Origin of the sequence: Moraxella sp. Pampa (genome assembly GCF_035181385.1) — a bacterium.
Taxonomy (GTDB): domain Bacteria; phylum Pseudomonadota; class Gammaproteobacteria; order Pseudomonadales; family Moraxellaceae; genus Moraxella.
In genome coordinates this window covers 37,270-52,820 of record NZ_JAXCJK010000002.1, presented here as the reverse complement: position 1 = coordinate 52,820, position 15,551 = coordinate 37,270, and the positions used below count along the sequence as shown (strand labels likewise).

Here is a 15,551-nt window from a genome sequence, read left to right as displayed (position 1 = left end):
AAGATTATACAACAAAAAACCCCTGAAAACTATTATTTTCAAGGGTTTTTGACTAAGTTTGATTAACTTTAATTTTCTTTGATTTATGTAAATGGTGGAGATGGCGGGAGTTGAACCCGCGTCCGCCAGCACTACGCCCATAGTTCTACATGCTTAGAATCTGTCTATGGCTTTAATCCGCACCGAACCGACAGTCAGGATGGATTGGACGATTTGCTAAAAGTTTCGCACCTGTCATCGCAACACTAACAGGCACTATCCTTTGTGCGTTCGCTTCGGGGTGAGCAACCAGACCAAAGGCAATCTGTGCCGACCCAAGTAGCCCTTAGGCTGCTAGAGCGTAAGTTTCGTCGTTTGCGACTATTTTAATTGGTATTGTATTTACAAGAGATTACCACTCTTGACATGCACTATTGAGTTTCATTACCAGCGTCGAAGCCAGAACATCCCCAATTCTTAGTATCCTAACAAATAAGCTGCCAAATTGCAACGGTTTGAATGTAGTGTTTTGTATCTTGGTATCAAAAACTAACCTCTTTGCCAGATTTATCAATGTAGTAAGCATGATTGTCCTTGATAACAAAGGCGGTGCCATCAATGAAATTGGCAGGTGTATCATAGATGGTGGCAATGACCAGCTCGCCTTTGGGATTGATGTAGCCGTATTTATAGCCATCATCAACTTTAATGCCGACAGATGCCAATCCTTCGGAAAAATCCTCTGCTGTGTCAAATCTTGGTTCAACGATAATTTTACCATCTTTATTGATAAAGCCCCATTTGCCATTAACCGCCACACGCACCAAGCCATTTTCAAACCAATCACCAGTATTAAGATAAATAGGGGCAATGACAATTTTGCCTTTTTTGTCAATAAAACCGTATTTGCCGTTTTGTTTGATCTTGGCACGACCTTCCCAAAAGCCCCATGCGTTAGAAAATTGTGGCTCTATGATGATTTTGCCCTTGGGGTTGATGTAGCCGTATTTACCACCTTTTTTGATGAGTGCCAAGCCATCATCAAAGTTGGCTGCCATATCAAACTGTGCTTCAATGATGATTTTACCTTGGGCGTTGGCATAACCATACAGATTGCCTTTTTTGACGACAGTGAGATTTTCGTTGTATTGGCAGTCTTCGCTTTCGTGCAAAAATTGATAGCCATCAGATAGGGTGATTTGACTTTCGCAAGCGATGGCCGATTCTGGTAAGTTGAGTGGTTGTGATTGCATGGCATGGCTGACAGTACAAGACAAGATGATGCTTGTGGCAAGAGATATTGGTATTGGTTTGAGTGTTGCTGGTTTCATAATCAAATATCATTAATCAAGTTGTACCTATTGTATCATGACAAAACATCGATGGCAGCGATTTTTAGGGCATTTAGTTTATCACTGCTTAACACTTGTTTGTGTTTATCACTTAAATAAAATATATCTTCGGCTCGCTCACCCAGTGTCGTAATGCGTGCACCGTGCACCTCAATATTAAGCTGGCTAAATACATTACCTAATTTTGCCAATAGTGTGGGGCGGTCTTTGGTGGTGATGAGCATCATGTGTTGACCTGAGCGAGTTAATGATGTCGCTTCGCTAAATTGTACCTGTGTTGGTACGCTAAAATGTCTGAGCTGTCTATCCAAACTAAAGCGGCGTGGTGCAAATTTACTTTTGCCATCTTTAAAAGCTCTGCTTAGATTGTCAATGAGCATTTGCCTGCGAATGTCGTTGGTTAAGATGTTGTCTTGTTCATTGCCAGCGCCGATGGCATAGCGGTCAATCAAGACATAAGAGTCTAGTGCGGCAGATATGCCATCGATGTCTGCAGTTAAAATTGTTGCATCTAGCACGGACAGCCCCATCTGGTCAAGCACATTCACTGTTGCGGCAAACAAATCGTCTTGGTCTTGTGTGCAGATGAATAGTTGCACTGCATTTAATGCCAAATCAGAATGCCTGCGTAAGGAGATTATGGGCTGATGTTCTTTGAGTTGACTGGCATGGGTGATGACTTCTTGGCTTTGCCATGCAATGTCGGAGTGTTTTTGCTTTAAGAAAAAATCTTCGCCAAAATTTGTCCATAGCGTATCAATCGCATCATTTGGTGCATTCATCAAGACTTTTGCTCGTTCTTTGCGGTGAGTGATGACAGCGTCTTTATCAATGACTTCCTCACCAAGACTGAGTACACGGTGGGTGCTGATATAAAGCTGTTTTAATAACGATGCACGCCATGAGTTCCAAAGCTGTGAATTGGTGGCGTTCATATCAGCAACTGTCAATACATAAAGATGGTTTAGATGTGCAATCGTCCCTGTAAATCTGGCAAAGTTGCGAATCACATCAGGGTCAAAAATGTCTTGTTTTTGGGCGGTTAAAGACATGGTTAAATGTTCACGCACCAGCCAAGCCACAAAATCTGTATCTTCATCTGACAGCCCGTGTAAGCTGGCAAATTCACGCACATCGTCTGCACCAAGTTCGCTGTGGTTGCCACCACGCCCCTTGGCGATGTCGTGAAAAATAGCAGCGATGATGAGCAGGTCTTTGCGGTTGATTTTTTGATACACCTCGCCAACTAGGTCAAATTTTTGTTGATATTCAATATTATTCGCATCACCAAAGTGGTGTAAAATCTTTACAAGTAGCAGCGTGTGCTCATCTACTGTATAGCGATGAAATAAGTCATACTGCATCAGCCCCATGATTTGCCCAAAAGCAGGTAAATAGTTGCCCAAAATGCCATATCGTTTCATGATTTGTAGGCGGTAAAAAAGCAAGTTACTCTCTTGTAAGTTGGCCAAAAACAGCGTGCGATTGATATGACTTTGACGATAATCATCATCAATTTGATGGCTGGCAAGGCGTAGAGCACGAAGTGTGCTGGCGGCAATCTTTTTAATGCCACGCTGCCCCATGATGAGAAAAATTTTTAGCAAGTTTTCAGGTTTTTTGATAAAAATATTGCCATCTTTAGCGGCGATTTGTGCGGGTGAATTTGAATTATTTTGGCTGTTGGTTTCTGCAGTTTGATGTGCTTGGAGGATTTGATAAAAGTCTTGATCGATACTGATGTGATGATGATTAAGCGTCAGATGGGACTCTTGATAGTAGGCACACAGCATCTCACAAAGGGCAGCAACTTGCATGGCGTGTTGATAATAAGTACGCATCATGTTCTCTAGGGCGTGTGTGAGTATTTTACCATCGGTTGAATCTGACAAAATATTTAGGCGTTTGGCGATATTTTTTTGTTGGTCAAAAAGCAAGCGATCATCACAGCGACCTGACAGCATATGCAGATGATGACGAATGCACCATAAAAATTGCTGGGCATTTTTTAGGTCAATGAATTCATCATCACTGATAAAGCCCACCTTGACCAAATCTGCCAAATCATGCACGCCATCAAAATAAAACTTGCCAAGCCAAACCAAAATATGCAAGTCCCTAAGTCCACCAGGGGCGTTTTTGATGTTGGGTTCTAGGTTGTACTCGGTGGCGTTATGAGCCAAGTGGCGAGTCTTTAATTCATCAAATTTGGCATAAAAAAAAGTTTTGATACTCCATGCTTTTTTTATTGACTGCATGGGGATATTTTTAAGATGAAGGTTGCCTGCAATGAGCCGAGATTCAAGCAATGCCGTGGCGATGGTGTGATCGGTAACGGCAAAAGCGGTGTCTTTTACTGTGCGTACACTGATGGCAGGTGTGATGCCAATGTCCCATAGCACCGCCACAAAGCGTTCAATGGATTGTTCAAAGGGCTGTATTTCATCGCCCAAGATGAGTATGTCAATGTCGGATTGAGGAAATAGCTCCGTGCGTCCATAACCGCCAATGGCAAACAAGGCAAGGGTATTGGGTAGGTGTTGATCAAATAGCTTGGTCAGTAACAAATCAACAGCGTGTGTGCGTTGTTTGATTAAATTGCCAATCTGGCTGGTGGGGTCGTCTGAAATTAATAACTGTTCATCAATTTGGCGGTTTAATTCATCAAGCCATGTTTTGATGGTTGTGCCATCAAAGGGTGTGTTATCGGCTGGCTGATTAATTTGCGGTAAGGGTGGTAGGGTTGCAGGTGCATTCATGACGGTTTAAAAATTTAAACATTGTGGCTAATTTTAGTTTTATTTTTTTAGTTTTATTGCAACTTGATGGCCTATTGATTTATTGGCTTATTGGGTGGATATTTTAATGGATAAAAAAATAATCCATTAAAATATCCTGTGCTTGGCATTTTGATTGATGGCTTGATTGGTATGCCATTTTAATTAGGCCATGCTAAACAATTATGCACGCAAAAAACTTAAATCCTCACCTTGTCTTTGTGTGGTAACAATACAACCATTGTCAGTAACAATCAGTGTATGCTCCCATTGGGCGGATAGTTTGCGGTCTTTGGTGATGGCAGTCCAACCATCTTTCATGATTTTGGTTTGCCACACGCCTTGATTAATCATAGGTTCTATGGTAAGTGCCATGCCTGTTTTTAGCTGTACGCCCGTGCCTTTTTTGCCATAATGTAGCACTTGTGGTTCGGCATGAAATGTCTTGCCAATGCCATGCCCACAAAATTCACGCACGATAGAAAATCGTTCAGGCTCAACCACCTCTTGAATGGCAGCACCAATGTCGCCAAGATATGCACCATTTTTGACAGCCTTCATGCCAGCGTACAGGGCTTTTTGAGCGGTGTCGCAAATGCGTTCTGCCATGATAGATCCCTCGCCAATGATCCACATGGCCGAAGTATCGCCATAGTAGCCATCTTTGATGACAGTAACATCAATATTGATGATATCACCATCTTTTAAGATACGCTCATGGTCGGGCATACCATGGCAGACCACATGATTGATTGAGGTGCAAAGCGTAAATGGATAACCTTGATAGTTTAGGCAGGCGGGAATGGCATCTTGAACTTCGGTAATGTGCTTGTATGCCAAATCGTCCAAAAAACCTGTGCTGACACCAGCTTTGACATGAGAGTCTAGCATCTCTAATACTTCTGCGGCCAAACGACCTGCGATTTTCATTTTTTCAATTTCTTCGTTGCTTAAAATGGGGATATTTTTACTCATGGTTTTTTACTCTATTTACTCATGTTTTTTTGCTCATAAACGAACTTGGTTGCACACTTTTAGAATGAAAAATGGGCGAATCTTAACGCCCATTTTACTAAAAATTGACAAATTTTGCTTAGTTTTTCAGTGAAAATTACTCTTCATCTAACAAATCTTGTTCTCGAGCTGCCTGCAATATGTTGCTAGAACGATTGCCCGAGCGACAAAAAATGTGTAATGGGCGTTGAGTGGCATTGAAAAAATCGGCAAATTCTTGTACATGATTCATGTCAAGCATACCACCAGCAAAGGCAATTTGTTGATAGGCGATGTTATGTTTGGTGCAGGCGGCTTTGATTTCATCAGAAGTTGGCTGACCTGCTTCTTCACCATCTGGTCGGTTGTTGATGATGGTTTTTACGCCTTGTTCGGCAAGATTGACAACATCATTGGCTGTGATTTGTCCTGAGATGGTGATGCGAAATTCTGGGGCGACTTCGGTCATTTTTTATCCTTGTTGGTGCTTAAAAGTTGGTACTTAAAATATTAAAAATATGAGCATGGGGGAAAAAGATTAGATTACCTTGTTTTATGGTTTTTGGCAAATGGTATTTTATGATAATGATTATGATAATAAAAAAGACAAAGCTTTATTCTGAGTGTGTCATGACCATGTGGTCAAACGCCCAAAAAATCCTAAAATATCAAGATGGTATTATGATAAAATTGACAAGATGCCAGCTCACGCCAGCCATAAGGATCATTATGAAAGCATTGTTGAAGTCAGTACTGCAAAACGCCCTACAAATCAGCCAAAAACCATCTGCCAAACTGCTTAATAAATCAGCCAAAAACCTCAACCAGCCGAATCAACCAGCCGAACAAAACGAGGGGCATCTGGCGTATCCACACCTGCTACGCCCGTTGGATTTGGGTTTTACCACAATAAAAAACCGCATTGTCATGGGGTCAATGCATACAGGGCTTGAAGACAGATTTTTTAATTATGCAAAGCTTGCGGCGTATTTTGAAGAGCGTGCCAAAGGTGGTGTTGGGTTGATTGTTACAGGTGGCATCTCTCCTAATCGTGAAGGCTGGCTGACCCCATTAGGTGGCACACTCAATACCTTGGGTGATGTTGTTCATCATGTGCGTGTTACTCGGGCGGTGCATCGACATGGGGCAAAGATTATTTTGCAGATTTTGCATTCAGGTCGCTATGGTTTCCACCCCTTTGTGGTGGCGCCAAGTGCGATTAAGTCGCCAATTTCCCCCTTTAAGCCACGCCAAATGAGTGTGAAAAATATCCATGCAACGGTGCAGGATTTTGCTCATACAGCAAGTCTTGCCAAAAAAGCAGGCTATGATGGTGTGGAAATCATGGGTTCAGAGGGCTATCTGATTAACCAATTTTTATCAAAGCGCACCAATCAGCGTACCGATGATTATGGCGGTAGCCTTGAAAATCGTGCCAGATTTGCCCTTGATATTGTTCGTGCTGTGCGTGAGCAGGTGGGCAAGAATTTTATTATCAGCTTTCGTTTGTCTATGGTGGAGCTGGTAGACAACGGTATGGTTATGGAAGATGTCATCAAGCTTGCCAAATGGTTGGAGGACGCTGGCGTAACTTTGCTAAACACAGGCATCGGCTGGCATGAAGCTCGCATACCAACCATCATAACCTCTGTTCCTCGTGGCAGTTTTGTGCGTTATACCGAAGCGGTCAAACAGGCGGTTGACATTCCTGTTATTGCCGCCAATCGCATCAATATGCCCCAAACTGCCGAAAAGATTTTGGCAGATGGTCAGGCGGACATGATTCAAATGGCACGCCCATTTTTGGCAGATAGTCATTGGGTGAATAAGGTAGAGCGTAATCAAGTGCATCTAATTAATACCTGCATTGGTTGTAATCAAGCGTGTTTGGATCATGTTTTTGATCATCATCGTGTCAGTTGCTTGGTAAATCCTTTGGCGTGCCATGAGAGTGAATATACCATCAAATCTACCAAAAAGCCCAAAGATATTGCTGTCGTTGGTGGCGGTGTGTCTGGTATGATGGCAGCTTTGACAGCAGCGCGTCGTGGCCATCGTGTGGTATTGTTTGAGGCCAAAGAGATATTGGGTGGGCAATTTAATTATGCAAAAGTTATCCCTGGCAAAGAAGAGTTTTTTGAGACGATTCGTTATTTTCATGCACAACTGGCCTTGCATCAGGTTGATGTTCGTGTCAATACAAGCGTAACTCGCCAAATGCTAGATGATATGGCGTTTGATGATGTGATTGTGGCAACTGGCGTCATGCCAAGACAGCTTGATATTGAAGGGGTGAATTTGCCAAATGTGATGAGCTATGCTGATCTGCTGTCGGGTAAGAAGGTGGCTGGCAGGCGTGTGGCGGTGCTTGGGGCTGGTGGCATTGGGTTTGATGTGGCGGAATTTTTGGTGCATGGGTTGGGTATTGATAGGCAGAACAATACACTCAATCATCAGCCCCATGGGCAGACGCCAGATGAATTTTTTAAACAATGGGGTGTAGATGGCAATGCTCACTATACAACTGGTGGGGCATTGGTTAAGCCGTGTCCTGCCAAGCCATGTCGTCAAGTCTATCTACTTCAACGCTCTGAGGGCAAGCTTGGAAAAACTTTAAATAAGACCACAGGTTGGGTGCATAAAGCTGTCATTAAACAAGCGGGCGTGAAGCAAATTGGTGGGGCGACTTACAACAAAATCACTGATGAGGGTCTGTGGATCACCGTGAATGGTCAGTTGCAATTATTGCGTGTGGATACGGTGGTTGTTTGTGTGGGGCAAGAGTCGGTCAATGCACTCATGCCTCATGTTGGCGATGCACCGCACGCACAGTATCATGTCATCGGTGGGGCAAAAAAGTCTGAACGCCTAGATGCCAAGCGTGCGATTAAAGAAGGCTTTGAAATTGGGCTTTTGGTGTGAGCTAAAATGTGAGCCAAAACTTGGTTGTTGATATGACAACTTAAAACTGTAAGGCTGATTTTTGTGCATTTTTTTGGTGTATGATGCGTATCATCTTGAAATGCTGATATGTTTTAGTCATATGACAATGGTTGTGGGTGATATGGTTGATGGTTGGCATTGCCATGCCAGTTCATCAATTTGGCACATCAATTGATACTGGTAATGTATGATTAGGAAAACTAAGATGAATGTCTTATTGTTAGGTAGTGAATGCTTTAATGGTGATACGGCCGTCATCACAAATGCAGGGCAAATTTTGCACATTAAAACCGTATTAAAAGCCAAAATTGGCGATGTTTTAAAAATAGGTCAGCTTGGTGGCCATTTGGGCATTGGTGTATTGGCTAAATTGAGTGATTTTCAAGCGGTGTTTACCAATGTTGTGCTGGACAAGTCGCCACCTGCCAAACTTGGCGTTACTCTCATGCTTGCTTTGCCACGCCCAAAGGTGTTAAGACGGCTTATCATAGATATGACAGCCATTGGGGTTGATCACATCATTTTAATCAACAGTGTCCGTACTGATAAAAGCTATTGGGGGTCACCCTTGCTTGGTCGCCTTGATGAGTTTATCATAGAGGGATTGCAGCAGGGTGTAGATACGATGGCCCCAAAGATTACCCTTGCCAAGCGTTTTAAACCTTTTGTTCAAGATAGCTTGCCAGCTCTTATCACGCCAAATCGTGCGGTGGTGTTTCACCCCTATGATTCTCAGGGTTTTGGTGAATTTTGTGGTAAAAATGACTTGCCTATTTTTGTTGCTATCGGTGCAGAGGGCGGATTTGTGCCATATGAGATTGAGCTATTAAGGTCAATTGGTGTTGTCTCTGTGGCTTTGGGCGAGCGAATTTTACGCACCGAGGGTGTGGTTAATGCGGTACTTGGTCGCTATTTATTATGATGATTAACAAAGATTTTAAATCTTGATGACGGCAAATTGGTGTATGGTTAGAACGCTATTTGTGGCAAATATATTGAACCAACCATTAGAATTTGGCGACAAATTTTTGGTTGGCTTGGCGTGAATCATAACACCAAGCCCAAGCCGTTTAAGGCGATGAATGGTTTTTACCTGCCAAAATGTGCAAATACCGCCCCATCAGACGAAATGGCATGACTTGTGAATATTTTAGCTCCATTTCAATGACGGCATCATCATTATTTAGCCCACCACGCTTTAAGGGCGTGTAGTCTGAAAACACCCGAATGCCAGAGTGAGCATAAACGGTATAACCGTAAGATGACAGCCAATGTTCGACCGTGTTGTTATCAACAGGGCTGTTTGGTGTCAGGCTGTTGTTGTCGGCAGGTTTTGGTTTATCGAGCTGATAAAAGTTTCCCATAATCAGATTGCGATAAACCAGACTGGCAGGGTTATAAAAACACAGCGAAAGCACACCATCATCTGCTAAAAACTCATCAAAAAAATCCATGATTTGTTCAGGATTGCCAAGCCATTCAAGTACGGCATGACATAAGATAAGATCAAATTTTTCACCTTTAATGGTGCTTGGTAAATCTTGATAAGGGCAAGTGATGAAGCGAATATTTGCCAGATTTTCATCACAAGCAGTCTGGCGTGCCTTGTTTAGCATATTGGCAGAAATGTCGTTGATGGTGCAGTGATGAGTTTTGGCAAGTTGTAGGCTAATCTGAGCAAGTCCTGCACCAACATCAAGTATTTTTAAAGGTCTGCCAAGTTTTTTGCCAAGCTTTGCTGTCATCTTGTCAATGTCTCGGCTGAGTACGGCCAAGCGGATTTGTCCTTTTAGACCGCCATAGATTTTTTTGGCAAAGTGGTCGGCAATGCAGTCAAAATTGCGGTCGGTGGGTGTGATGATTGGTGTAAAAATTTCATTCATGATGTTGTCGCATTTTGGTAATAATGGCGAATATTTAACAAGATTTGGGTTTGAATTGGGTTTTTTGTCTGGGTTTGTGCTCAAAAAGTCGTGATGGCTGTGTTATTGCTGTGTTATAATAACAAAAAGTATATCGGACGGACTTTGTGTGTATTTTATCATAAAGCAAAGCTGTGCGGAATTGTTAAATTAAAAAAGCAAATAGGTATTTTATGAGAAAAATCAACGCATTAAAATATGCTGTGAGTGCATCTTTGGTGGCTGTGGTGCTGTCGGCATGTGGCAATAAAGAGGGGCAGTCTGCTGAGCCAGAAATGGAAGTTGCTGAGCCTGTGGTTCAAGAGATTCAGGTTGTCTGTGATGAGCCAAGTTTGCGTAACCGTCTGGTTGATGCTCTGCAAGCAGGCTTGCTTGACAGTGCTTTGATGGCGATTCAAAACTACGATGATGCCATGCGTTTGGGATTGGAACAACAAGTTCGTCAAAAACTTACCGAGGTGAATATTGACCTACAAAATGTCGCATCGTCTGGAGCGACTTGTAGTGCTGATGTGCATTTTACCTTGCCTGCTCAAACCATGACTCATGCCAGTCAAGCCTTTAAAAAATCGGGTCTTGCACCGCTTGATGAGCAAGCCGCTGAGATTGGTTCGGCACTCATTGGTAATAATCGATTGATGACCAAAGGTTTTTCTTATGCCATTGAGGACAATAGAGCCTTGCTCGATTCGGATAATGCAATTCTTGATTTGGTGGCAGATACCATTGTGGCATCAACGCATAGCATGGTACGCCAATCACGAACTAATGCTCAAAATGCACCAGTTCGCTTAGAGCCAGTTGAGCCAATTGCCACGCCACGAGTTCAATCGTCAGAAGAAGCGGTAAAAGAGCCACAAGCTCGTGAGCATGAGGCTTTTTTGCCACCAACAGAAGGTCGTTCACCAGTTGATACGCCTGCCAAAAACAAGCCAAAAGCTGAGACCAAGTCAAAAGCAGAGTCAACGAAAACCGAATCTAAGCCAAAACGCAATCATGTGGCAGATGAAAATGTTGAGCTGACCATTGTTGAAAGCAATGAAACTTACTGATATCAGCCAATATCATTTTAATGATTGATTTGACGACCCCAAATTATATGCTTAATTTGGGGTTTTGATGTATTTACTAATCATGATAAAAAACGCTGACAAATGCGGTATAATAGCAGGTGGTCTTGGCAATTGCAGGCAAATTAATCAAAAAATATCGCCATTTTATCAAAAACTCATGTTGAGACTTTATTAATCGCTAAGCCAAGACTGCTTAGTACCCAAGTATTAGCACAACGGAAAAATTAATAGTGTCGAATTTGCCCAATTTGGCAAATTCCTTTTGGAGAAAAAGATGCAATATAATCCTGTTCTTAAGTTATCAGCTTTTATGCTGTCAGCATTCACCTTATTTGGTTGTAACCAAGAAAAAAAAGTGGATACTGCCGATTCTGCCAAAGCCGAATCACAAGCTGAAATCGCCAAAGACTCAAAAACCATCGCCATCAGTGCCATTGTTGAGCATCCATCGCTTGATGACATTCGTCGTGGCATCATATCAGGTCTTGCAGATTTGGGTTATAAAGATGGTCAAAATTTAACAGTGAATTTCCAATCAGCACAAGGCAACATGGCAACCGCCAGCCAAATCGCAAAACAATTTGCCTCAGAAAACCCAGATGCAATAGTTGCCATTTCAACACCAACTTCCCAAAGTCTTGCGGCAGCAACCCAAACCATTCCGCTCATTTACACTGCTGTTTCCGACCCTGTGGCAGCCAAGCTCATTGACAATAACGGTGTGGCTACTCAGGCTAATATTACAGGTTTATCAAGTCAGTTGCCTCTTGAACCGCAGATTGAGTTATTTACCAAGGTAAAGCCAAATGCCAAACGCATTGGGTATGTGTACAGCCCAGGTGAGGCCAACTCGGTGGCCTTAAAAGACCGCTTAAATGAACTCTTGCCAAAATACGGCATGACGCTTGTGGATATCCCTGCCAATCGTTCAGCAGATGTGGCGGCTGCAACTCGTGCGTTGGACGGCCGTGCTGATTTGATTTATACATCGCTTGATAATAATGTCGCCTCAGCCATGGAAGCGATGGTTCAGGTGGCAAATGAGCTTGACTTACCCATCATCGCCTCAGATGAATTTTCGGTGCGTCGTGGTGCGGCGGCTGCTCTTGGTGTGAATGATTTTGATTTTGGTGTGGTAACTGCCAAGCTTGTTGCAGGCGTGCTTGATGGTAAAAAACCTGCTGACATCAAGCCTAGTATCATGAATGATTTGACGCTGTATATCAGTCCAAAGCACGCTTTAGAACAGGGAGTGGCCTTGGTTGATGAAATCAAAAAAGACGCCATTGATGTAGATGTAGTGCCTAAAAAATAATGATTGTTTGATCGTCAAAACATCTGTTTTTGTTTAAATTTCATCATAAAAACACCCCAAGGGTTTAGTTGCAATCTGTGGGTGTTTTTTTGTGGCTCATTGGTTAATTATTGGAATATCCAATAAATTAAATATTTTTTCAATATATGATTGAAATTTACAAATATTTTGTTTATGATGAATGATATCTTATTAAATTTTCGCTCTGTGAGGCGTCATCTTAAAAAAATGGAGAATGTTATGTTCAACCCCAATCGCATGAATGGATTTTCAAAACTGCTGGGTATGACTTTGTTGGGTGCTGTCTTATTTGGTTGTGGTGATAATAAAACAGCAAGCACGCCAGCTGATACCGCCACAGAAACAAAAACAGTTGCCATCACCGCCATCGTTGAGCACCCAGCACTTGATGCGGTTCGCAAAGGTGCGATTGAAGAGCTGGCGGCGGCAGGTTATAAAGAGGGTGAAAACTTAACGGTCAATTTCCAATCAGCACAAGGCAACATGGCGACCGCAGGACAAATTGCCAAGCAATTTGTGGCAGATACGCCCGATGTCATTATTGCTATTGCTACGCCATCAGCACAGGCTGTTGTGTCAGCGACCAATACCATTCCTGTGGTTTTTTCTGCGGTAACCGAGCCTGTTGAGGCCAAATTGGTCAGCAAGTTAGATGGCTCTGGCACCAATGTTACAGGTGCTTCTGATGTTTTACCACTTGAACCACAAATTGAGCTGATTAAAGAGCTTTTGCCAAGCGTGAAAAATATCGGTTTTGTGTATAGCCCAGGTGAAGTTAATTCAACAGTTACCCTAAAAAACCTAAAAAAGATAGCACAAATGCAAGGTTTAAATATTGTTGAAGCCCCAGCACAAAAATCTAGTGATATTGCTATGGCTGCCCAAAGTTTGGTTGGCAAAGTAGATGTCATCTATACTTCAACAGATAATAATGTCATTAATGCTTATGAGGCCTTGACTCAGGTCGCCAAAGAGGCCAAAATTCCATTGGTGTCTTCTGATCCATCAGTGATTGAGCGTGGTGCGGCAGTTGCACTTGGTGTGAATTATCTGAATTTGGGTCGTGAAACAGGCAAAATCACTGCACGCATCTTAAAAGGTGAAAAAGCAGGCGACATTCCTGTATATTCATCACAAAAACTTGACTTGTTGGTGAGTAAAAAATACGCTGCCGAACAAGGCATCAGCGTGCCTCAATCTATCATTGACCGTGCCAGTAAAGTGGCTGAGTGATTGTGTTGGTTCGTGGTACAAACCAATCTTGTTAGATTTTATGAATGACATGAATAAATTGATGTATTGATTGGTTCTTGTGATGGCTGCATACAAAATAGCCATCACGATTGTTAAAATGTTACAATAGGATAGTTGGGCACACACCGCAATTTTTTTTGGTGTGTGTCTTTATATTCAGTTTTAGGAATACTTATGTCGATGATTGCCTTTTTTGGGGCGTTAGAAAGTGGCTTGATTTATGCACTGATGGCGTTGGGCGTGCTTATCTCGTTCCGTATTTTAGATTTTCCAGATTTAACGGCAGACGGCAGTTTTCCGCTTGGCGGTGCGGTGGCAGCGTTGGCGATTGTCTCGGGATTTAACCCTTGGTTGGCTTGTATTTTTGCCATGATGGCAGGCATGATGGCAGGCATGGCGACGGCATTGCTCAATGTCAAGCTGGGCATTTTGCATTTGCTGGCGGGTATTCTTGTGATGACAGCACTGTACTCGGTGAACTTACGAATTATGGGTGCGCCAAATCTATCATTGCTTGGTGAATCCACTGTTTTTAGCATCTTTACTGATGGCACTAATGGCGTATGGGTGCGAGTGGTTGTGGCACTGTGCGTGGTTGTGGTTGTTAAGCTGTTGCTGGATTGGTTTTTTAGTACACAAATCGGTCTTGCCATGCGTGCTACTGGCTCAAATGCCAAGATGGCACAAGCACAAGGCATCAATACCTCGGCGGTCATCATACTTGGTATGGCGATCAGTAATGGCCTGATTGCTTTATCTGGAGCACTATTTGTACAGACCCAAGGTGGTGCTGATGTATCGATTGGTATCGGAACAATTGTGATTGGCTTGGCGGCGGTCATTATTGGTGAGACAGTATTGACTGCCAAGCGGATTTTTTGGATTACTTTATCGGTGGTTATTGGTGCAGTGTTATATAAGTTGTTCATTCAGATTGCCTTGTCTAATCAGACTTTGCGTAGTGTTGGGTTTGGACCCCAAGACTTAAACCTAGTAACGGCACTTTTGGTTGTGATTGTGCTGATGTTGCCAAAATATCGTTCAAAAGCCTTGTATGTCTTGGGTTTTGGTAGAAATACCCAAAAAGACTTATCGAAAAGTAGGTCAAAGGAGACAGCCTAATGATGACCGCAAACGATTTATACTTGACCTTTAATAAAGGCACGCCCATTGAAAACCCTGCTTTACAAGGTGTTAGCTTAAATATTGCCGCTGGTGAATTTGTTACTGTCATTGGCACTAATGGTGCAGGAAAATCCACATTTTTAAATACCATTAGTGGTGCATTACGCCCAGATTCAGGCTCTATTGTGATTGACGGCAAAGATGTTACAAAGCTACCCACGCATCAGCGCAGTCACTTGGTCGCACGAGTGTTTCAAGACCCAATGGCAGGCACTTGTGAAGCGTTGACGATTGAAGAAAATATGGCACTTGCCTTTAAGCGTGGCAGTGTGCGTACTTTGTCAGCGGCACTTAATCAAAATAACCGTGAAATTTTTCGTGAAAAACTGTCTGTATTAAAATTGGGTTTGGAGAATCGTTTGACTGATCGCATGGGTTTGCTTTCTGGTGGTCAGCGTCAGGCAGTGAGTTTGCTGATGGCAAGCCTACAACCGTCCAAGATTTTGCTACTAGATGAGCATACTGCTGCCCTAGACCCAAAAACAGCCGCCTTTGTGCTAGAATTGACCGACACAATCGTCCACGGCAGTAAGCTTACTGCCATGATGGTTACGCATTCCATGCATCAGGCACTCACGCATGGCACTCGTACGGTCATGCTGCATCAGGGTAAAGTGGTGCTTGATGTGTCAGGTAGTGAGCGATGTGGCATGACGGTTAATGATTTATTGGAAATGTTTGAACGAACTCGTGGTGAAAAAGTAACAGACGATTCGCTGATTTTGGGTTGATGAACC

12 protein-coding genes and 1 other RNA gene are annotated in these 15,551 nt (G+C 42.8%); 7 read left to right on the top strand and 6 right to left on the bottom strand.

Annotation, left to right across the window (positions count from 1 at the left end; genetic code table 11):
- Nucleotides 1–92 precede the first annotated feature (92 nt).
- The 5 genes from ssrA to R0123_RS04635 all read right to left on the bottom strand — a co-directional run bounded on the left by ssrA (nt 93) and on the right by R0123_RS04635 (nt 5,570).
- Nucleotides 93–451, bottom strand: a transfer-messenger RNA (tmRNA) gene (gene ssrA, locus R0123_RS04655).
- 70 nt (nt 452–521) lie between these two features.
- A complete protein-coding gene (locus R0123_RS04650; RefSeq protein WP_323841221.1) occupies nt 522–1,310 on the bottom strand; it encodes a WG repeat-containing protein in 789 nt (262 codons plus the stop codon).
- A gap of 35 nt (nt 1,311–1,345) precedes the next feature.
- The gene (gene glnD, locus R0123_RS04645) at nt 1,346–4,090 is read right to left on the bottom strand and encodes a [protein-PII] uridylyltransferase (RefSeq protein ID WP_323843275.1); all 2,745 of its coding nucleotides are present in this window, start codon (nt 4,088–4,090) and stop codon (nt 1,346–1,348) included.
- A 201-nt stretch (nt 4,091–4,291) separates the two neighbouring features.
- The gene (gene map / locus R0123_RS04640) at nt 4,292–5,083 is read right to left on the bottom strand and encodes a type I methionyl aminopeptidase (RefSeq protein WP_323841223.1); all 792 of its coding nucleotides are present in this window, start codon (nt 5,081–5,083) and stop codon (nt 4,292–4,294) included.
- A 136-nt stretch (nt 5,084–5,219) separates the two neighbouring features.
- Nucleotides 5,220–5,570, bottom strand: a complete 351-nt coding sequence (locus tag R0123_RS04635) for a beta-lactamase hydrolase domain-containing protein (RefSeq protein ID WP_323841224.1) — start codon at nt 5,568–5,570, stop codon at nt 5,220–5,222.
- A 260-nt stretch (nt 5,571–5,830) separates the two neighbouring features.
- Here R0123_RS04635 and R0123_RS04630 point away from each other — a divergent pair, with 260 nt between their 5' ends.
- Both R0123_RS04630 and R0123_RS04625 read left to right on the top strand, forming a co-directional pair.
- Nucleotides 5,831–8,023, top strand: a complete 2,193-nt coding sequence (locus R0123_RS04630; RefSeq protein ID WP_323843274.1) for an NADPH-dependent 2,4-dienoyl-CoA reductase — start codon at nt 5,831–5,833, stop codon at nt 8,021–8,023.
- A gap of 226 nt (nt 8,024–8,249) precedes the next feature.
- Entirely contained in the window at nt 8,250–8,966 is a 717-nt protein-coding gene (locus R0123_RS04625) for a 16S rRNA (uracil(1498)-N(3))-methyltransferase (RefSeq protein WP_323841226.1), read from the top strand.
- Between the two features lie 148 nt (nt 8,967–9,114).
- On the opposite strand, the gene R0123_RS04620 is transcribed toward R0123_RS04625, so the two are convergent.
- Nucleotides 9,115–9,927 (bottom strand): methyltransferase domain-containing protein, encoded by an 813-nt coding sequence (locus R0123_RS04620; RefSeq protein ID WP_323843273.1) that lies wholly within the window; start codon nt 9,925–9,927, stop codon nt 9,115–9,117.
- A 212-nt stretch (nt 9,928–10,139) separates the two neighbouring features.
- Between R0123_RS04620 and R0123_RS04615 the strand changes: the two genes are divergently transcribed.
- The 5 genes from R0123_RS04615 to R0123_RS04595 all read left to right on the top strand — a co-directional run bounded on the left by R0123_RS04615 (nt 10,140) and on the right by R0123_RS04595 (nt 15,545).
- Nucleotides 10,140–11,018 carry a hypothetical protein gene (locus R0123_RS04615; RefSeq protein ID WP_323843272.1) on the top strand — a complete coding sequence of 293 codons (879 nt, stop codon included), beginning with the start codon at nt 10,140–10,142 and terminating at the stop codon, nt 11,016–11,018.
- Nucleotides 11,019–11,313: 295 nt separating this feature from the next.
- Nucleotides 11,314–12,354 carry an ABC transporter substrate-binding protein gene (locus R0123_RS04610; RefSeq protein ID WP_323843271.1) on the top strand — a complete coding sequence of 347 codons (1,041 nt, stop codon included), beginning with the start codon at nt 11,314–11,316 and terminating at the stop codon, nt 12,352–12,354.
- Between the two features lie 240 nt (nt 12,355–12,594).
- Nucleotides 12,595–13,608, top strand: coding sequence for an ABC transporter substrate-binding protein (locus R0123_RS04605; protein WP_416381694.1), 1,014 nt, complete (start codon nt 12,595–12,597; stop codon nt 13,606–13,608).
- Between the two features lie 195 nt (nt 13,609–13,803).
- Nucleotides 13,804–14,751: an ABC transporter permease gene (locus R0123_RS04600; protein ID WP_323843270.1), complete on the top strand. Its 948-nt coding sequence runs from the start codon at nt 13,804–13,806 to the stop codon at nt 14,749–14,751.
- Nucleotides 14,751–15,545: an ABC transporter ATP-binding protein gene (locus R0123_RS04595; protein WP_323841231.1), complete on the top strand. Its 795-nt coding sequence runs from the start codon at nt 14,751–14,753 to the stop codon at nt 15,543–15,545. Before R0123_RS04600 ends, R0123_RS04595 begins: the two co-directional genes overlap by 1 nt.
- The last annotated feature ends 6 nt before the right edge of the window (nt 15,546–15,551 follow it).